The 18,291-nt window shown below is 69.7% G+C and carries 20 protein-coding genes and 1 pseudogene; 8 read left to right on the plus strand and 13 right to left on the minus strand.

Going from position 1 to position 18,291, the window contains the following annotated elements; translation table 11 throughout:
- Positions 1-17 precede the first annotated feature (17 nt).
- From IF20_RS15040 to IF20_RS15065, 6 genes are read left to right on the plus strand one after another with little or no spacing between them, the layout of a single operon-like run.
- Positions 18-332: a hypothetical protein gene (locus IF20_RS15040; RefSeq protein WP_052865660.1), complete on the plus strand. Its 315-nt coding sequence runs from the start codon at positions 18-20 to the stop codon at positions 330-332.
- A 3-nt stretch (positions 333-335) separates the two neighbouring features.
- Positions 336-1,628, plus strand: coding sequence for a putative T7SS-secreted protein (locus tag IF20_RS15045; protein ID WP_199896606.1), 1,293 nt, complete (start codon positions 336-338; stop codon positions 1,626-1,628).
- Positions 1,629-1,665: 37 nt separating this feature from the next.
- A complete protein-coding gene (locus IF20_RS15050) occupies positions 1,666-2,097 on the plus strand; it encodes a hypothetical protein (protein WP_199896607.1) in 432 nt (143 codons plus the stop codon).
- Positions 2,094-2,777, plus strand: coding sequence for a hypothetical protein (locus IF20_RS15055; protein WP_199896608.1), 684 nt, complete (start codon positions 2,094-2,096; stop codon positions 2,775-2,777). Before IF20_RS15050 ends, IF20_RS15055 begins: the two co-directional genes overlap by 4 nt.
- The gene (locus IF20_RS15060) at positions 2,774-3,430 is read left to right on the plus strand and encodes a hypothetical protein (RefSeq protein WP_052865664.1); all 657 of its coding nucleotides are present in this window, start codon (positions 2,774-2,776) and stop codon (positions 3,428-3,430) included. Before IF20_RS15055 ends, IF20_RS15060 begins: the two co-directional genes overlap by 4 nt.
- Positions 3,431-3,450: 20 nt before the next feature.
- Entirely contained in the window at positions 3,451-4,071 is a 621-nt protein-coding gene (locus tag IF20_RS15065; RefSeq protein ID WP_052865665.1) for a hypothetical protein, read from the plus strand.
- A 163-nt stretch (positions 4,072-4,234) separates the two neighbouring features.
- On the opposite strand, the gene IF20_RS15070 is transcribed toward IF20_RS15065, so the two are convergent.
- From IF20_RS15070 to IF20_RS15125, 12 genes and pseudogenes are all read right to left on the minus strand, one after another.
- The gene (locus IF20_RS15070) at positions 4,235-4,735 is read right to left on the minus strand and encodes a flavin reductase family protein (RefSeq protein ID WP_052865666.1); all 501 of its coding nucleotides are present in this window, start codon (positions 4,733-4,735) and stop codon (positions 4,235-4,237) included.
- 123 nt (positions 4,736-4,858) lie between these two features.
- Complete coding sequence (locus IF20_RS15075) at positions 4,859-6,268, minus strand: dihydroorotase (protein WP_052865667.1); 1,410 nt, start codon at positions 6,266-6,268, stop codon at positions 4,859-4,861.
- Between the two features lie 88 nt (positions 6,269-6,356).
- Positions 6,357-7,502, minus strand: a complete 1,146-nt coding sequence (locus IF20_RS15080; protein ID WP_110944178.1) for an acyl-CoA dehydrogenase family protein — start codon at positions 7,500-7,502, stop codon at positions 6,357-6,359.
- Positions 7,481-8,533, minus strand: a complete 1,053-nt coding sequence (locus IF20_RS15085) for a PrpF domain-containing protein (RefSeq protein ID WP_052865668.1) — start codon at positions 8,531-8,533, stop codon at positions 7,481-7,483. Before IF20_RS15085 ends, IF20_RS15080 begins: the two co-directional genes overlap by 22 nt.
- On the minus strand, positions 8,530-10,335 hold the full coding sequence (asnB, locus tag IF20_RS15090; RefSeq protein WP_052865669.1) for an asparagine synthase (glutamine-hydrolyzing): 1,806 nt from the start codon (positions 10,333-10,335) through the stop codon (positions 8,530-8,532). Before asnB ends, IF20_RS15085 begins: the two co-directional genes overlap by 4 nt.
- Positions 10,336-10,344: 9 nt before the next feature.
- Positions 10,345-11,145 (minus strand): cupin domain-containing protein, encoded by an 801-nt coding sequence (locus tag IF20_RS15095; RefSeq protein ID WP_052865670.1) that lies wholly within the window; start codon positions 11,143-11,145, stop codon positions 10,345-10,347.
- A gap of 102 nt (positions 11,146-11,247) precedes the next feature.
- Positions 11,248-12,450: an acyltransferase family protein gene (locus IF20_RS15100; protein WP_110944179.1), complete on the minus strand. Its 1,203-nt coding sequence runs from the start codon at positions 12,448-12,450 to the stop codon at positions 11,248-11,250.
- Positions 12,451-12,495: 45 nt separating this feature from the next.
- Entirely contained in the window at positions 12,496-12,969 is a 474-nt protein-coding gene (locus IF20_RS15105; RefSeq protein WP_052865672.1) for a cupin domain-containing protein, read from the minus strand.
- An 83-nt stretch (positions 12,970-13,052) separates the two neighbouring features.
- Positions 13,053-13,427 (minus strand): annotated as a pseudogene (locus IF20_RS15110) (VOC family protein); the annotation flags it as partial.
- 117 nt (positions 13,428-13,544) lie between these two features.
- Complete coding sequence (locus IF20_RS15115) at positions 13,545-15,005, minus strand: MFS transporter (RefSeq protein WP_199896609.1); 1,461 nt, start codon at positions 15,003-15,005, stop codon at positions 13,545-13,547.
- Positions 15,006-15,045: 40 nt separating this feature from the next.
- On the minus strand, positions 15,046-15,723 hold the full coding sequence (locus tag IF20_RS15120) for an HAD family hydrolase (protein ID WP_052865675.1): 678 nt from the start codon (positions 15,721-15,723) through the stop codon (positions 15,046-15,048).
- Complete coding sequence (locus tag IF20_RS15125) at positions 15,720-16,646, minus strand: pseudouridine-5'-phosphate glycosidase (RefSeq protein WP_052865676.1); 927 nt, start codon at positions 16,644-16,646, stop codon at positions 15,720-15,722. Before IF20_RS15125 ends, IF20_RS15120 begins: the two co-directional genes overlap by 4 nt.
- A 328-nt stretch (positions 16,647-16,974) precedes the next feature.
- Here IF20_RS15125 and IF20_RS15130 point away from each other — a divergent pair, with 328 nt between their 5' ends.
- A complete protein-coding gene (locus tag IF20_RS15130) occupies positions 16,975-17,187 on the plus strand; it encodes a hypothetical protein (protein ID WP_199896610.1) in 213 nt (70 codons plus the stop codon).
- Positions 17,188-17,197: 10 nt separating this feature from the next.
- Here IF20_RS15130 and IF20_RS15135 read toward each other — a convergent pair whose 3' ends face one another.
- Positions 17,198-17,737, minus strand: coding sequence for a response regulator transcription factor (locus IF20_RS15135; protein ID WP_199896611.1), 540 nt, complete (start codon positions 17,735-17,737; stop codon positions 17,198-17,200).
- A gap of 328 nt (positions 17,738-18,065) precedes the next feature.
- Here IF20_RS15135 and IF20_RS15140 point away from each other — a divergent pair, with 328 nt between their 5' ends.
- Positions 18,066-18,290, plus strand: a complete 225-nt coding sequence (locus IF20_RS15140) for a tautomerase family protein (protein WP_052865679.1) — start codon at positions 18,066-18,068, stop codon at positions 18,288-18,290.
- Position 18,291 lies beyond the last annotated feature (1 nt).

Here is an 18,291-nt window from a genome sequence, read left to right on the forward strand (position 1 = left end):
CAAATGGAGGGGGACCAATGGGCGGCCACGATCGGCTGGTTGTCGACTACACGCTGCTGGAATCTTCGAAGAGCAATCTCCGGGACATCAAGAAGGTCCTCGGCGACATCGACAAGCACCGTGACGACATACGCGACATCTGGGGTCACGACAGCATCGCCGGAAAGATGGACGAGTTTGTCACCAACTGGGACAACTACCGACGCGAACTGCTCGACAACGTCGAGGACCTGGGCAAGCACGTCGAGGGAGCGCTCAAGAACTTCGAGAAGCGGGACCTCGATCTGAAGAACGCAACCGAGAAGAAGCACGGAAAAAACGGGGGAAAGTGACCGATGGGGACAGGTAGGGGCAGGCGCCGCCCGGCCGACTGGCATCCGCTGGCGGAGAAGGACCCGGTGCCCGGCGATCCGGAGGACATCCGGCACGAGGTCACCCGGATGAAGGACCTCGCCAAGACCCTCCGCGACCAGGCGCGCATCCTGCGCCAGGCCGAGGACGGCGATGCGCTGAAGGGTGCCTACGCCGACAAGATCCGTGAGAAGTCCGGCGAGCTGGAGAAGCACTTCCGCGAGACTGCGGCCCGCTACGAACGCGTGGTCGGCGACCTGGGCAACTGGGCCAACGATCTGGAAGGCTTCCAGGAGCGGGCGGACGGAATCCTCAAGGCTGCGAAGACCGCCGACGAGCACCATGCCGCCGAGATGAAGAAGAAGGCGGCCGAGGCGAAGAAGGACGACAAGAAGCCGCCGGAGGAGTCCGACCCCGACAGCCACCTGGCGACCTACCACAAGCAGCTGAACGACGTCATCTCCGACCGCAACACCCGCGCCGAGCACTACGCCGGGAATATCGGCGACGACATCTCGGACATCATCAAGGACAGCGGGTGGGAGAACTTCAAGGACTGGGTGCACGAGCACGCGGACACGATCAAGACCGTCATTGAAGTGTTGAGTTGGGCCGCAACGATCATCGGAGTCGTCGCCCTCCTCTTCACGCCGGTCGGATGGCTGGCGACTCTCATCACGGTGACCACCATCAGTCTCACGGCGCTTGTCGGCGTCGGGCACACGATGCTGGCCCTTTCCGGAGACGGGAACTGGGCGGACGTCGCCATGGACGTCTTCGCGCTGGCGACGCTGGGTGTCGGCAGCGTGGCGATGAAGGGCGTCAAGGCCGCATCGACCACTCTCAAGGCCACCACCAGGGCCGGGCGGTTCGAGCGGTACGCGAATCTGCGCAAGCTGCTCAACAAGAACGTCATGAAGTACGGCACCGACTCGGCCCGCGGCGCGAAGGCGGTTCGCGCCCAACGGGCGCTGCGCCAGATCGGGGCGAAGGAGACGACGCCCGGGACGACCCGACTGGACCGCCTGCTGAGCGGTGAGGGAGAGGTCGCCAGCGCGAGCAAGTTCGCCAAGGCGATGCGGGCCGAATTCGGCGGGAACCCCGAGGTGGTGAAGGCCGCCGATGCGATGGACAAGGCCGCACTGAAGTTCAAGCTGAACTACGGGGCCGCCACCACGGTGGACGTAGGGGACAAGCTCGGGGAGAAGGGCCCCTACGCGGACCAGTACGGCGACGCCAAGGATGTCCTGACCCGCGAGGTCGGGAGCCGCTGGTGACCACCCCTACGTAAGACGCGACCGGCGACGACCGGACATGGCGAAATCCGAAGCGAACCCTCCCAGGGAGTGGAAGACAGTGGCAACAATGCCGGCAAAAAGCTCGAAGGAATCCCGGGCCATAAAGTTCCTTGCTGCGTGCACATTGGTGCCGATCCTCTGCTTCGCTTTCCAGGACCTCGGCAGCAAGTACGGCGGCATGGACTGGCTCACCTACGATTACGCGGCGTGGCCGTTGATGATCGCACCGGTGCTGATGTTGGTCCTGTTCCTCATGAATCGGGAACTCGTCCGTAACCCGCGGACGGGTTCCAACTTCTCCCAGACGATCATGATCGTCGCCGGTATGTACCTGCTCTGGAACCTCATCGGGGGCATCGGCTACAGCTGGCTCGCGGTGATTTCGGTGCTCTCCTCCCTGGCGATCCTGGTGGGCGGCTGGCGGCTGAAGAAGCAGGCATCCGCGTGAACATGTCCGATCTGGCACAACAGCCCCCGCCCGTCGAGGGGACCACCCCCCGTGGTTACGAACTCGTCCTGCCGCCCGGATGGGCTCGCATCCCCTTGCGTGAGGGCACGAAGGAAGCACTCGAGAAGGTCCTCTTCTCGCACATGGGGCAGGTTCCGGAGGGCATCCCCCGGGATGATGCGATGCGCTTCCGGCTGGACATGCGCCGCCAGATCGAGAAGCAGGCCCGGGCCGCCAAGAGGAATGGCGGACTTGACCTCTACCTCCCCGTGCAGCCGCGCGGGGGAATCTTCCTCATGGCCTCGTTCATCGTTGCGGAAATGCCGATCGGCCAGGACCGTTCCGTCCCTCCGCAGGCAGTGATCGCTCAACTGGCCAGCGAGGACGTTCCCGGTGGAACGGCGAAGAAGGTCGAAGTGGCGCGGGCCCCCGCACTCCGCCGCTCCTACAAATCCGCTCCCGACGCCGAAAAACTGCAGTCGGCACCCGAGGCGGTCCGACAGACCGCTCTGCCGACCCATCGGGTCGAGTACGTGATCCCCGTCGCTGACGATCCCGGCCGCTGGATCAGCATCAATTTCTCCACACCCGGCGACGGCGATCTCGACAGCGAGTTCACCGACGTTCTTGTCGATCTGTTCGACGCGGTGGTCGGAACCTTCAAATGGAGTTATGAGTGAGCTGGCTCAACGTCAAGCACGCCATGCGCTTGGCACCGTGGATTCGTGTCCCACTCATGTGGCCGGAACCGGGCCTCGAAGACGTCGAAGAGGCGCAGTCGCCGGAGGCGTGGGCACGCTACTTCGCAGAAGGCCTCTGGGAGGACTTCGCGGCGAAGAAGCCGGAACCGCACGAGGTCGACCTGCTGACCAACATCCTGGCGATGTATGCCAGGAAGGCGCCCCCGGCCTTTCCGGGATTCGAGGTCTTCCTGCACCTCCCGCACCCCAGGGACATTCCGCTTCCGGCTTACGTCGACCTGGTGGAGATCGAGGAGGGCGAAGACCGGGAAACGGCACTGCGCGAGCTGACCCACGCCGATGCGAGCTACGCCATCGAACCCCCCATCGTCGAGGACTTCGACTCTCCGCACCTGGGAACCGGATTGCGGGTGCTGCGCTATTACCAGGACCCGGATCCGGGCAGCAACGAAGTACACGTCGGCCTCCGTTACGCCTGGCGCTACGAGAAGGGCACGGAAGCGGCGGACGTCCTGATCATCCTGTCCGACCCCTCCGCCAGCCGAATCCTCCAGGCCTTCGAAGACGTCGACGCATTCGCCCGCACCATCCGGATCAGCCCGGACGAAGAAGCGGACACCTGGAACTCCTGATCCTGTCGATGGAGCACAGAATGAGCACGACGTACGCACTCGACTTCACCGAAGACCCGGCGGACGGGTGGATCGCCGTCCCCATCCTTGAGGGAAGGGGCGCCGGCCGGCAGCGGCGGAAGTGGGCGAAGAAGTACGCCGAGTTGCACTGCGCCCTTCTCGTGGACGGGGTTCGCGACAAAACGCAGGAGAAGGAGCTGGCGCGCGTTCTTGCGGGGATCTCCGAGCAGTATCCACAGAGGATCCCCATGCAGTTCCTGTTCGCGTACGCTCCGGACCTCCGCAGGCAGCTCGTGCCGTTCTTCTGCTACGCGACCGCATCGCAAGGGCCGGTGGATCAGGTGCTGGACACGCTGGTGCAACGCGACGAGCCCGGAGCCGTGCAGGGTCCCGAGATCGTGGATTTCACCACCGACAACCTCGGCAAGGGGCGACGCTCCGTCCGCCGCTTCGTACCGAGCGGCGGTGAATCTCTCGGCATCTCGGTCAACTACGGGTGGCGCGTCGACCCCTACGGCATCGACCTGTCCCTGCGCACCGTCAGCGACGACATCGAGTGGGTGTCCGCGAACATCGACGCGTTCGACGCGTTCGCCCGCAACTTGAAGGTGGTGCACCCGGACGACGTCACCGCCGATTGACCGTGCGTGGCAGCCGGTGCCGTCATGCCCGTGTGGGGTGCGGAGCACGGGCGCCCCGCTGCGAGGGGAGTGGCCGTCGCGAGCGAGGCGCCGGCGCGTACCCGGCAGTGGGGTCCAACCCGCCGGGCTGTTCGTTCGGCGCCGTTCCTTCGGTGCGTGGTCGTCATAGCGCGGCTGTCAGTTCCTTCGCCGGGGCCGGGCGGGCGAAGTCGCGGTCGTGGTAGACGAGGGGGGCGCGGGCGGTCACGCCGGTCGCGTCGACGTGGCCGACCAGGATGCTGTGGTCCCCGCCGTCCAGGACGTCGTATCGCGTGCAGGCCAGCCGGGCCACGGCCGAGGGCAGGCCCGGCAGCCCGAATTCGCACGGCACCATCTCGCCGCCGGCGAACTTGTCCGTCCCGGCGCGGGCGAAGCGGGCGGCGATGTCGGCCTGGTCGGCCGCCAGGACGTTGACCATGAAGCGGTCCGCGGTGACGAAGGCGCGGTGCGAGCCGGCGGACTTGGCCGGGCACACCAGGATGAGCGGCGGGTCGAGGGAGAGCGACGAGAACGAGCTGGCGGTGAACCCCCAGTGCCGGCCGGTGGCGTCGGTGGTGGTGACGACGGTGACCGGGCTGGGGACTCTGGACAGGGCCAGGGTGAAGTCGGTGGCAGGGGCGGGCAATGTTCCTCCTCTGGTGGGGCCGGGTGCGCCGGACACGCCGGGCGGACCGGGCACGCCGGCGGGCCGGTGAGGTGCCGGGGAGGGGAGGGGCGGGGTTTCAGGGGTTTCCCCTCCCCGACCGCTTCAGCCAGCAGTGGGCACAGTGGTGGGCAGGCCCGGCACGGCGGGCTCGGCGTCCAGCCAGATGCCCGTGGGGGTGCCGAACCGCTCGCCGTCGCGGCTGTCGTAGATGACCTCACCGCGGCGCACGGTGGCCAGGACGCGCCCGGTGAACGTCCAGCCCTCATATGCCGACCACCCGGCCTTCGCCTGCACCTGACCGGCGTCCATGAGCCAGCCGGCCTCGTCGTCGAAGAGCGTGAGATCCGCATCCATCCCCACCGCGATCCGGCCCTTGCGCCCGGCCAGTCCGAACAGCTCGGCAGGCCGCTCGGCGAGCAGCTGCGCGATCCGCAGCATCGCGTCCTCGGCGGGCAGTTGGGGATAGCGGCGCCGCATGCCGGTGTGCAGGGCGGTGAGCATCTCCTGGGTGCCCGGCAGCCCCGGCGGCGCGTCGGCCGCGGGGAGCAGCTTCTCCTCCTTGGTGTGCGGCGCGTGGTCGCTGCCGACGGTGGCGACCACGCCGTCCATCACCGCGTCCCACAGCCTGCTCTGGTCCTTGAGGCAGCGGATGGCCGGCCGCAGCCGGATACGGGCCCCCAGCCGCTGGGTGTCCGGCGCCGAGAAGGAGAGGTGGTGCGGCGTCACCTCGTAGGTCAACGGCAGCCCGGCCCGGTGTGCGGCCTTGAGCAGGTCGGCCTCCTCCGAGGAGGAGACGTGCAGGATGTGCGCCGCCGTGCCGTACCGGCGGACCAGTTCGATGACCCGGGACACCGCGACGATGCCGCCGCTGCGCGGATGAGCGGACTCGTACGCGTCGTATCCGGTGGGGGGCTCCTGGGTGTCCTCCAGGAGTGAGAAGACTCCGTCGTCCTCGGCGTGCAGCACGAGACGGATGCCCTTCTCCGCGGCGATCGCGAAGATGTCCGCCAGTACCGCCGGGTCGCGGATGATGTGGGGGGCGGTGTGGTGACCCGTCATGAAGACCTTCACCGAGGTCGCCTGGCGCGGTTCGAGCCGGCGCAGATTGTCCACGCCGTCCGCGGTCACCCCCATGTGGAAGCGGTAGTCGACCAGCGATTCGCCCGCCACCATGGCGGCCTTCTCGGCAGCGGCCTCCGGTTCGACCAGCGGCGGCTGCGTGTTCGGCATGTCGATGACGGTGGTGATACCGCCCGCGGCGGCGGCCCGGCTGCCGTGGTGCCAGTCCTCCTTGTGGGTCAGGCCGGGGGTTCGGAAGTGGACGTGGGAGTCGATCAGGCCCGGCAACACGAAGCGTCCGGCGGCGTCGATGTGGCGCCGGGCCTCGGGCCGGTCACCGGGTTCGAGCAGCGCGGCCACGCGCTCGCCCGAGACGGCTATGCCTCCGTGGTGCACGCCTTGCGGGGTCACTACACGGGCGTTGGACACGACCAGGTCGTACGTGACTGTCATCGTTCCTCCGGAGCACTCGTACGGGGCGGAAGGTGAGGTACGGCGGGGGCGGCGGCCCCCGGTGGCGGCGCGGTGGCGCGCGGTCCGGTCAGTCGGCCCACTGCGTGCTCACCAACCGCCGGCACAGGTCGTTGACCGGCCCCATCAGGCCGACCGCCCGAGCGTCCCTGGCCAGCTTGTTCAGCGGGTGCTCCCGCAGGAATCCGGCGCTGCCCAGTAGACGGAGGGCTTCCTGGACGACGTCCTCGCACGTCTGCGAGGCGACGAGCTTGCTGTGCAGCGTGAGGGTGCCGGGATCCGCTGAGTCGCGGCGTCCGGCACTGTCGACCAGGGCGCGGGCCGCCGCCACCTTCGAAGCGAGGTCGACCAGCCGGTAGGCGACGGCCTGTTCGCCGGCCAGCCCGCGGCGCCGGGCGTGGGCCAGGGCGAGGGAGCGGGCCGCCTCGGCGATGCCGAGGGAGACAGCGCCCAGCGTGGCCCCCGACTCCCGCACGCCCGAGATGATCCGTACCGCCTCGCCGACCGGGCCCAGCACGGCGGAGTCGTCCACGCGGCAGGAGCGCAGGTCGACGAAGCCCGTCGCCGAGGCACGCATGCCGACCAGGTCCATGCCGGTGTCGGCGACCAGACCCGGGTTGTCCGACTCGATCAGGTAGAACGTCTGCCCGTCACTGCCGTACGTCGTCGCCGCGCCTGCCGGTTCGGAGGACTGCGCGAGAACCAGGTAGAGGTGGGCCAGTCCGGCGCCCGTGGTGAATGCCTTGGCACCGTCGAGCACCCAGCCTCCCGCGGTGCGGGCGGCCTTGGTCGACAGGTTGCGCTTGTCGGCGGCGGCGCCGCTCTCGCTCCACGCGGACGCCGCCAGCCACTCCCCACTCGCCAGCCGGGGCAGGTAGCGCGCCTTCTGCGCGGGAGTCCCCCACTCCTCGATACGCGCGCTGACCGCGTAGTGCTGGAAGAGGATGATGGCGACCGCCGGGTCGGCGGCTGCCACCTGCTCGATCAGCCGGTTCGTCAGCCGGGCGTCGCCGCCGAGGCCACCGTGCTCGATGCTGATCGCAGCGCCGAGCACGCCGGATTCGCGCAGCGCGGTGAACACCTCGGCCGGCAGCTCGCCGGTGGCATCGGAGGGCAGCGCCCAGCTCTGCAGGGTGGCGTACAGCCCGGCGTACTGCTGGGCGAGTTCGTGGCGCGCGGGCACCTCCGCGGGGATCACACCGCCAGCGGTTGCCATGCCGTTTCCTCCTTGTAGTCGTAGTCCTTCAGCGAGGCGATGCACGCCGGCTCGTCCAGGTGGGCGAGCTTGCGGCTGACGCTGACCCAGTGCAGGGTGTCGGCGCCGTCACCACGTCCGGCGACGGATGCGGCGGCCGCGGTGGAACCGCTCGGGGTGTCGATCTCGATGACTCCGCGGGACAGCCCCGCCGCACGTGCCAGCCGATGCGTGACCGTCCCCGGGACGGCGGTGGCGGCGGCCAGGCACGTGGTGCCCGTCAGCGCGAAACTGGGGTGCCACTTCGGTACGGAGATCGCCCGCACGGCGAGCCGGCCAGGGGTGAAGGCACCGACCGCGGCGATCTTCGGGAAGACGCTGTCGACCGGCCACTTGAGTGCTTCGGCGGCCGCGGCACGGATCTCCAGCATCCGGGCGAACAGGTCGTCGCCCGCGGCGAACAGCTCCTCCTCGTCCGCCATGCCCAACTCCGCGGCGTCGACGAAGACGTACGGGTTCCCCATGGACACCAAGGACGCCTCGTACACGCCGGACCCGGTCAGCAACTGGTCCGTCGCGTCCCGCGTCAGCAGCAGGTCGTTCAGCCGCACGCCGGTGTCCTGGAGGAAGTGCACGGTGAAGCTGCCGCTGCGCCGGCGCGCCTCGTCGACCTCGCACACCACGTGGTCGCCGTTGTTCAGGACCCGTACGCGGACCCGGCCGCCCGGTGCGAGGCGGGGGAGCCAGGCGGCCTCCCCGTCCGCCGCGACGACCGAAGCGAGGATGGAGTGCCCGCAGCTGCCCTGGAAGTCGAAGCGGTCGTTGCCGGCGGCCAGCCCCTGCACGAACCGGTAGTCGAGGTCGAACATGGGGTGGTCGGAGGGCTCCACCAGGGCGAACTTCAAGATGTCCGACCGCCCCTTGAGCTCCAGCCAGTCCCGGACCCGGGTGAGCACCGAGCGGAGCTCGTCCTCCCCGCGCGGCAGCCGCCGCTGGTCCAGGACGAGGGTGGGCGTCGGTGCGCCGATGGCGCGTGCGATGTAGCCGATCATGCCGCCACCTCCTGGCGCTCGCGGCCCGTCGTGGCACAGAACTGGTCCAGCCACAGTTCGTGGATCAGCAGCGACCAGATGGCCATCGCGGCGCGGTCGTCCGGTGCCTGGGCCTGGGTACGGAAGAGCTGGTCCACCTGGGCCGGGTCCAGCTGGCCCCGGCGGCGCAGCCGGTCGGCGCCGAGGACGTCCCGCGCCATCTCCATCAGCGGCTGTCCGGGACGCAGCATCGCGGTGACGGGCAGCGTGAACGGCTGCTTGGGGCGGTGCAGGACGGACGTCGGCAGGTGCTCGGCGGCGGCCGTGTAAAGCACCTTCTTGCGGCGTTCGGCGTCCACCTTCAGAGCGGCCGGCAGCGAACGGGCGTAGCGCTCCACGCTGGGCTGGCAGAACGGCAGGCGGACCTCAACGGAGGCCGACATGCTCAGGTGGTCGACGCGGCGCAGGTGGTAGGCGGGCAGGCGCCGCTCGATCTCGAAGCGGGTCAGCCGATCCATGGTGTCGCCGGCACCGGTACGGAGCTCGCGGACGATGTCGTCCCGGGCCGGGCCGTCGGCACGGACGAAGTCCCGGTAGGCGGGCGCGTACAACTGCTCGCGCAGGGCGTGCGGCACGGCGGCCAGCGCGTCCACGTAACCGGGTATCCAGTCGGTGCCCGGCGGTGCGGTCACGGCCTTGCTGATCCGGTCGTAGCCACCGAAGAGTTCGTCGGCCGCGTCGCCGGTCACGGCCACCTTGAAACCGGCGTCCCGCACCGAGGCGAACAGCGCGTAGGTGGAGAGCGTGATGGGGTCGGCGTTGGGCTGGCCCAGGTGCCACACCACGTCTGGCAGGAGGGCGGGGAACCCGGCGGGGTCGATCTCGACCTGGTGATGCACGGAGCCGGCGCGATCGGCCACTTCGCGTGCGAAGTGGCGTTCGTCCCCGGGCCAGGTGCCGGTGTAGGCGATGTTGAACGTGTGCAGGTCCGCGACCCGTTCGGCCGCGAGCATCGTGACGAAGCTGGAGTCCAGGCCGCCGCTGGTGATGGCGGACACCGGCACGTCGGCCTCGGTCAGCCGATGCACCTCGGTGGTCAGCAGCTGCCGTACGTGGTCCCCGGCCTCCTCCTCGGTGCGGTGCGGGAAGTCCGGGGCCGGCCGGCTGCGGCGGGTGATCCGCAAGCCGTCGGCGCGGGTGACCCGCACTGTGGCGGCGGCGGGCAGGACCTGCACGCCCTCGAACATCGTCTGCTCGCCGAACGGCGTCTTGGTGGTCAGGTAGCTGTCCAGGCCCGCCTCCCACGGAACGGCCGGGACGTCGCGGAAGGAGAGCAGCGCGGGCAGCTCGGACGCGAAGTGCAGCCGGCGGCGCGCCGGGTCCCAGTGGTAGTACAGCGACTTCATGCCGATGTCGTCGGTGGCCAGCCAGAGGGTGGGCTCGCCGCGCAGGTCGATCACTGCGATGGCGAACATGCCGTCGAGGTGCTCCGCGAAGGCCGGTCCGTACTCCGCGTACAGGGCCGGGATGACCGACCCGTCGCACGTGTCGTGGAAGGCATGGCCGCGGGCGCGGAGTTTCTCGCGCAGCTCCTGGTGGTTGTATATCTCGCCGTTGAACACGGCGATGATGTCTTCGCCGAGCGTGTACGGCTGGTCGCCGCCGTCGAGGTCCATGATGGCGAGCCGGTTGTTGCCCAGCGCCCAGCCCTGGCCCACCCGGTGGGTCTGCGCGTCCGGGCCGCCGTGCCGCTGGGCGGCCGCGACGGAGCGCAGCTCGTGCGGGGTGGTCTGGGCGTCGAAGTGTCCGAAGATCCTGCACATGCCGAGAGTTCACCGAACCTTGGTCGGGACGCCGGCGCGCTCGTAGAGCACCGGGTCGAACGGGGTGGGGCCGCCGCACGTCGCGAAGCGCGCGCCGGCGGGGTCGGTCTGCGGGTGCCGGGTGCCGTGCGGCACGCCGGGCGGCGCGAAGAGCACGTCGCCGGGCACGGCGTCGTACCACGTGCCGTCGAGATGGAGCTGGCCCTCGCCTTCGAAGGCGATGAAGGCCTCTTCGCTGCTGGGGTGGACGTGCACGTTGAAGTACTCACCGGGGGCCATGAAGCCGCAGTGCAGGCACAGTTGCGGTGAGCCGGTGCCCGGCCAGAAGAGGAAGTTCATGGTGGCCGTCCGCGCGTCCGGCGCGCTCTGGCCGGTCCCGGTGAAGCCCTTGAGCTGGGTCTCCTCGTTCCACAGCCGGGAGAACCTGCGGGGCTGTGTGCCGGGGGAGCGGTCGGGGCGCAGGACGGTGCGCCACACGTACGCGGTCAGGCCGTCGTCCGCGGCGCGCAGCTCGTACCCGTCGCCGGTCGGTGCGTAGACGGTGTCGGCTCGCCGCACGGGTGCCGACCGGTCGCCGGAGGCGGCGGTGCCGGCGCCGGCGAACACCACGACGACGTTCTCCTCGTCGACGGCTCCGGCGGGATTCCACACGGCGCCGGCGGGCACGCGGACGACGTCCAGCCGGACGATGTGGGCGCCTAGATGTGGGCCGACCGCCTGGGCGACCTGGCAGCCGTCGACGGTGCGGAAGGTGAGGTCGGTGGCGCGGATGATGGTGCCCCGAGTGGTGTCCGTGGGGGCAGTGGGCATGGAAGTGCCTCTCGTTCGATGACGTGCGGGGGGAGTGGTGGGCCGGGCGGTGCCGGCGCGAGCGCGCCGGGGCGGGGCGCGGCTGTCGGACCGGGTGGCCGGTCAGCGGGCGCCGGTCAGCTCGCCCGGGTCGGCTGCGGGGGTGTCGGACCCGTCGCGCGGGCCGGCCGGCATGGTGGCCACGGACCCGGTGACCGCGGGCTTCCGGGAACGGCACAGTCGGCGCATGACCGGCATCTCGACGTAGCGGTAGAGCAGGTACGCGACGCCCAGGGTGGCCACCATCAGCACGGCCGCCACGGCCAGTCCCTCGGGCAGCGTCCAGGCGACTCGGTCGCCCAGCGCCTTCAGGGTGAAGTGCAGGACGAGGTAGTGGACCATGTAGAAGGCGAAGGAGACCTCGCCGAGCCAGATCATGACGCGGCCGCGGAAGGGCGAGCGTCCGGCCTCGATGTCGGCGGCGGCGGCCTTGGCGATGAGCAGGCCCAGCGGGGCGGCGGTCACGGCCATCATGCCGAATTCCGGCGGGACGACGACCATGGCCGCGTAACCGGCGACCATGCCGGCGATGGCGGTCGGCCAGCCGATCCTGATCCAACGGCCCGAGATGACGACCTGGGCGAGCAGCATGCCGAGCAGGAAGTCGAGCATGCGGACCGGCGGCGGGTTGTAGATCGCGAAGAAGTGCCAGAACGGCATGGGCGCCCAGATGATCTCGGGCTCCTTCGGCAGGGCCACGTAGACGAACCCGGCCCAGGCGGCGATGGCCGCCACCACGCCGATCGCCCAGGCCCAGAGTCGTGCGGGCCGAATCTTCCGGACGAGGCGGTGCACGAACGGGAATGCCAGGTAGAAGACCAGTTCACAACAGAGGGACCAGCTGGGCCCGTTGGTGCCGGTCAGCGCGTCCATCCGGGGTATCCAGGTGTGCACCAGGAAAGCGCTCGGGATGACGTAGAAGGCGTTCAGCACCTCACCCGTCACGGCCATCAGGAGGAATCCCGCAAGCCAGGTGACGAGGTGGTTGGGGAAGATTTTCGCGAGCCGACGGCGCCAGAATCCCGTGACCGTGTCGCCCTCCCTGGCGGACCAGGTGAGGACGAACCCGCTGAGGATGAAGAAAAAGCCTACGCCGAGCCAGCCGGCCGGGTTGAACAGGTCGAAAAACCAATTGTTGGTCTGCCCATCGGCGAAAATGCGGTTACCGGCGACATGGGAGACGAACACCAGGGCGGCGGCCACGAAGCGCATTCCGGTCAACGACGGCAGCGCGCAGCGTTTCGCCTGTGGGGTGTAACTGTTCATACGGACACGGACCTTTCGGTACGGGCGCCCTCGACCGGCTGTCGGTCAGGGGCGATATCTGTACTGATCGAATCTTTCGGCGAACTCCGCCAGCTCGTCCTCGGTCGGCAGGTCATCGCGTTCGAGCAGATCGCCCAGGCCGCGGAAGAAACCCTCCCGGCCGCCGCCGGGCGTGAAGGCGATGAGCAGTTCGGCCGGTTGGTCGGAGACGTTGGCGAAGCCGTGGGGGGTGTTGGGTGGCACGTACAGTGCGCTGCCCGCGTGCGCGGTGACCGGTTCGGTGCCGCGCATGAGCTGAACCTCTCCGGAACGGACGATGAAGACCTCGGTCATCTCCTTGTGGAAGTGCGGAGACGCGTACGGGCCGTTGGGCGGCATGCTGAGGGAGAAGAGGCCGAGTTCGCCGCCGGTGACCGTCGTGGGAATCAGCATCCGGCAGGTGTTGGAGCCGATGGTCACCGTTTCCGCGGTTTCCGGAGTGCCCAGGTGCGTGTCGCCGGGCTGGGCGAAGAGCGTCATGCCGTCCCCCGGTCCGCCGCATCGGCCTGCTTGATCTGGACGTCCAGTGGCGTGGGAGCCGGGGTGTCCGGTGCCGGAACGCCGTGCCGGAAGGGATGGTTCTGCGGCACTTCGACGACATAGATCTGGATGCCGTCGGGATCGGCGAGGTGCATCTCCCACAGGCCCCAGGGCTCGGCCTCGGCGTCGCGCGCCGGGGTGACGCCGCGACTGAGCAGCCGGGCGCGGGTCTCCGCGAGGCTGCGGACCTGCAGCCACATGGCGGGTTGGCTGCTCATGGGTTCGGCGGAGCGCCCCACCAGTTCCAGGAACCCGCCGCCGAGGTGGAAGACGGTTCCGCGCTCGGGGCCGCTGCCGAACTCCTGGTACACGGCCAGGCCGAGCAGCTCGCGGTAGAAGGTGCGGCTCGCTTCGGGATCGGTGGGCCGGATGACGATCCGGCTCGCCAGGATTTCCATGTGCGTCTGCCTTTCGGTGGGGCAGTGACGGGGGTGGGAGCCGCCGGCCTTCCGTGCGGGGGAGGCCGGTCGGCCGGCGGCTCGCGGGTTGCCGGCGGACCGGCGGTTCGGGGTGGTTCAGCCGGCGGTGCCGGCCGTCGGCTTGCGCATGCCGATCGCGGCGACGACTGCGCCGACGGCGGCCGCGACGCTGGAGAAGACGAAGGTCGTCAGGTAGTTGCCGGTGCCCGGGTCGGAGCCCAGGATCAGGACGAGCACAGCGAGGCCCAGCGCGGAGAACACGTACTGCGTGGTGGTCAGCATCGCGGCGCCGACGCCCTGGTTCTCGCCGGGGATGTCGGAGGTGGCGGAGATGAACAGGGCGGGGAAGGCGATGCCGTTGCCCACGCCGGACAGCAGCAGGCCCGGGAGCATGCCGAGCACGTAACCGTCCGCGTGCGCGCCGAGGGCGAGCAGGGCCAGCCCCACGGCGGCCACCAGCAGACCGGTGACGACCATCGGCTTGGGACCGCTTCGGGCGATCAGCTTGTCGGTGATCGCGTTGCCGACGATCACCGTGGCGGTCAGCGGCAGGAACGCCAGGCCGGCGCTGAGCGGGTTGAACCCGTGCTCGTTCTGCAGGAACAGGGTGACGAGGAAGAATTCCACGCCGATGCTCAGCACGTAGCACGCGTCGATGAGGCAGGCGACCATCAGGGACCGGGTCTTCCACAGTTGCCGGTCGATCAGCGGGCTGCGGCTGGTGCGTTCCCGGATCACCCAGGCCGCGCCGAGGACGACGAACCCGCCGAGGCCCAACCAGGTGGAGGCGGCACCCGGGCCGACGTCACCGAGCCGGGACAGGCCGAGGACGAGGAGCAGGATCGCGCCGGTACCGAAGACCGCGCTGAGGGCGTTCAGCGGGGTCGGCTCGCCGGCGTCGGAGCGGCGCCCCGGCAGCAGGAAGAAGCCGAGGACGATCACCAGCACGACGAACGGGACGTTGACGAGGAACACCCACTGCCACGCGATGGCGGTCAGCAGGCCGCCCAGCACCACACCGCCGACCAGTCCGATCGCGCCGACCGCACCCCAGACCGTCATGGCCCGGTTGCGCTTCGGTCCGGCCGGGAAGATCTGCTGGATCAGGCCGAGCGTGGACGGGTCGAGCAGGCCGGCGCCGATGCCCTGGAGGGCACGGGCGATGATGAGCGTGGTGAAGTCGTCGGTGAGCGCGGCGGCCAGCGAGCTCGCGCCGAACAGCGCGGTCGCGCCGAGGAAGACCCGGCGGGCGCCGAAGCGGTCGCCGATCCGGCCGCCGGTCAGCAGGAATCCGGCGAAGAAGATCGCGTAACCGCTGACCACCCACTGCAGCGAGCTCTCGCCCAGCTTGAGCGCGTCGCCGATGCTGGGCAGTGCCACGTACACGATCGAGAAGTCGAGAGTGGCGAGGAAGAGCCCGCAGCTCAGCGTGATCAGAGCCCAGATCTGCTTGGGGCTCATCTTGGCCGAGTCGTCGGACGACGGGGCCGGCCCTGGTGGTGCGTCCTGCGGCGCACCTGCCTTCTGCGGTGTCACTTCTGTTGCTTCCTGGGTCATGAGACTTCCTTGTCGGGAGGGGTGGGGGAGGGCGCCGGGGCTAGTGCCCGGCGACACCGGTCGGTTCGGAGACGGAGAGGGCCGTGACCACCTCGGCGAAGGAGCGGCAGAGGCGCGCCGCGTGCGGGGACAGCTCGTCGGCGAAGCCGACGCCATAGGTCACGGCAATCGGAGTCATGCCGGCGGCCGCAGCCATCCGCAGGTCGCCGACGGTGTCCCCGGTGTAGGAGCACCGGTCCACCGAGACGCCGAGCCCGGCGGCGGCCAGGATGCCCATCTGCGGGTCCGGCTTGCCGCGCTCGACCATGTCGTTGCCGATGACGGGGCCGAACAGCGTGCGGATGCCGGTGGCCGCGAGCAGCTTCTCCGCGCTGGCGGAGATCTTGGAGGTGGCGACGGCCAGGCCGAAGCCCTGTTCACCGAGGGCCCGCAGCCCGTCGGCCACGCCCGGGTACAGCAGGTCGGGCCCCAGGGCCAGCACCTCCCGGTCGAAGAGCTCGCGGTACCGGGCCACCGTGTGCACCGTGGCCGAGTCCTCGACCGGGCGGCCGATCAGCCGTGCGACGGAGGGTTCCAACGGCTTTCCGATGGTGGGCGCCACCTGCTGGGGCGTGACCTCGAAGCCGGCCTCCGCGGTCACCCGGACGAGCAGCCGTGCGATGGCGGCGGGGGTGGCGGCGAGCGTGCCGTCCAGATCGAAGATCGCGGCTCGGTTCACTGCTGCTCCCGATTCAGGTCGGCGTAGGCGACGGCCAGTTCGCCGGCCACCCGGGCGGTGCTGATGAGCACGGCTCGGTTGGCCGTCGCGCTGGCGCCTTCGGTGGCCTGCGAGACGGCCTTCATCAGGTACGGCGTGATGGCGGGACCACGTACGCCCGCCGCCTCGGCCGCGGCCAGGGCCTCGGCGATGACCTGCTCCATGTGGTCGCTGTCCAGCGCGTCGGCCTCGCTGATCGGGTGGGTGACCAGCGCTCCGCCGGGCAGGCCCGCGTCCCAGTGCCCGCGCAGGGCCGCCGCAATGGCGGGGAGGTCGTCCAGGCGCTGCGGGTTGGCGAAGCCGGAGGACCGGCAGTAGAAGGCGGGGAAGTCGTCACAGCGGTAGCCCATGACCGGCACCCCGAGGGTCTCCAGGTACTCCAAGGTCAGGCCGAGGTCGAGGATGCTCTTCGCGCCGGCGCAGACCACGGCCACCCTGCTGCGGGTGAACTGCACCAGGTCGGCGGAGATGTCGAAGGTCTCGCCGGCGCCGCGGTGGACGCCGCCGATACCGGCGGTGGAGAAGACCGGGATGCCGGCCAGGTCCGCCGCGACGATGGAGGAGGCGACCGTGGTGGCGCCCAGCCCCCCTCCTGCGAGCACCGGACCGATGTCGCGGCTGCTGACCTTCGGGATCCGGCCGGCGGTGGCGAACTCCTCGATCTGCGCGGAGTCCATGCCCACCACGAACTTTCCGCGGGCCAGGCCGATGGTGGCGGGCACCGCTCCGGCGTCGCGCACGGCCTTTTCGATGGCGATCGCGGTCTCCGCGTTCGCGGGGTAGGGCAGACCGTGCGCGATGACGGTGGATTCCAGGGCGACCACGGGGCGGTGTTCGGCGAGGGCGTCCGCCACCTCTTCGCCGACGTCGATCAACTGCTTCATTTCTTCATCCTTCGTGGGATCGCTGATTTCGGTCCGGGCTTTACCGAAATAGATCCTGCAGGTGTTCGGGTGAAGAAATCCAGTGATTGGCGTGGCTGGTAGTCGCCTGGCGAAAGGTCGCCATCGAACGAGCGTCGAGGTGCCTGACGTGCAGCTCAGAAGGGGTCGCCGCGGTACGTCCAGAGCGTGGTGTTTCCTTTGGCGGGTATTCGCCAGAAGTCGGCGGCCGGTCGCCAAAGGGGGGTCGCGGGAGAATCCCGGGATCTTATTCTTCGGGAATCGGAAACGCATTCCGATGGCCTACCGCGAAATCCCGAGGAGGTACGTCATGCACGAAACGCCACGTACGGCGCAGCAGTCCGCCCGGGACGTCCCGGAGGAGCTCTCCCGGGCGTTGCGCACCATCGAGAGCGCCGACCGGGCGTTCCTCGTCAGTACCGGGCGACCCGAATTGGAGACGCTGGTGTGGCTGTTGCGCAGAGACCTCAAGGAGCTGGTGGCCGCGTACGGTTCGGCGGTCGTCGGCAGGGACGCGCCATGAGGCGCCGCAGTCAGCGCAGCAGCCCCAACTCCTGTGCCTTCGCGCCGGCCTCGAACCGGCTGATGGCGCCCAGGGTGTCCATCGCTCCGGCGACGAGCCGGCTGAGTGTGCGCGGGGAGATCTTCATGACGCGCGCGATCTTGTCGTCCTTCATCCCCGAGCTCATCAGCTGCACCGCGGTGAGCTGCGGACCGGTCAGTACGGCGGTCGGGCCGGCGGGGAACTCCCGGGCCGACCCCCATGACCGCTCGAAGGCCTCGACCAGCAGGGCGACCCCTGCCGGGGTGCGGAACACCTGCTCGCCGATGCCGCCGGCGCCCGACTCCATGGCCATGAAGACGGTGTGCCGGTCGATCACCGCGGTGAACACCGGGTGGGTCGGCAGGAGTCGGCACCGCACGCCCATGGCCGTGGCCCGCTCCATGTGCGCCGCGGCGCCCGGAAGTTTCAGCGCGGCCTCCGGGTACACCGTCCGCACGGTCACTCCGATCGCCCGCAGCTCCTGGTACCACTCCTCGACCTCGTCGAGGCGGTCCGGTGCGGTCGGCACCGAAAGAGTGAACGCCACGTCGGAGCGGGCGGCGAGAACGGCCCGGCGCCCCGACGGATGGCCGGTGCGTGCCGGACGCGGGTGAACCGCGAGGGCCGTCCGGCGGCCTGCGGTCAGCACGCCCGTCTGTCCGGCTGTTCCCTGATGGCCCGTCATGTTCTCCCCCTCTGCTGTGGTGCGTCGTATGCGTCCGCGCTGCGGTGCGGTGCGTGCGGCGTCCCCGCCGTCGCGTCCAGCAGTCCAGCGGCGGTGGAGCCCCAGCATAACAAAAATAATATTCGCTATGTTCTATGCTTGCCCGACCCGGACCTCAACACACGGAGGCGTCATGCCTGTTGTCACGATCGACTGGTGGAGCGGCAGCTCCGCCGCTGCCCGGGCCCGCACCGTACGGCAGGTGACCGATGCCGTCGCCGAGGGAGCCGGCTGCCCGCACGAGGCGGTCACCGTCATCCTCCGCGAGACGGATCCCTCGTTCTGGGCCCGCGGCGGCGAGCTGGCCGGACCGGCACCCGACGAGCCCGCCGCCGGTACCGCCGGCCCCACGGCGTGAG

It is taken from the genome of Streptomyces niger (assembly GCF_000718305.1).
In the GTDB taxonomy this organism is placed as follows: Bacteria; Actinomycetota; Actinomycetes; order Streptomycetales; family Streptomycetaceae; genus Streptomyces; species Streptomyces niger.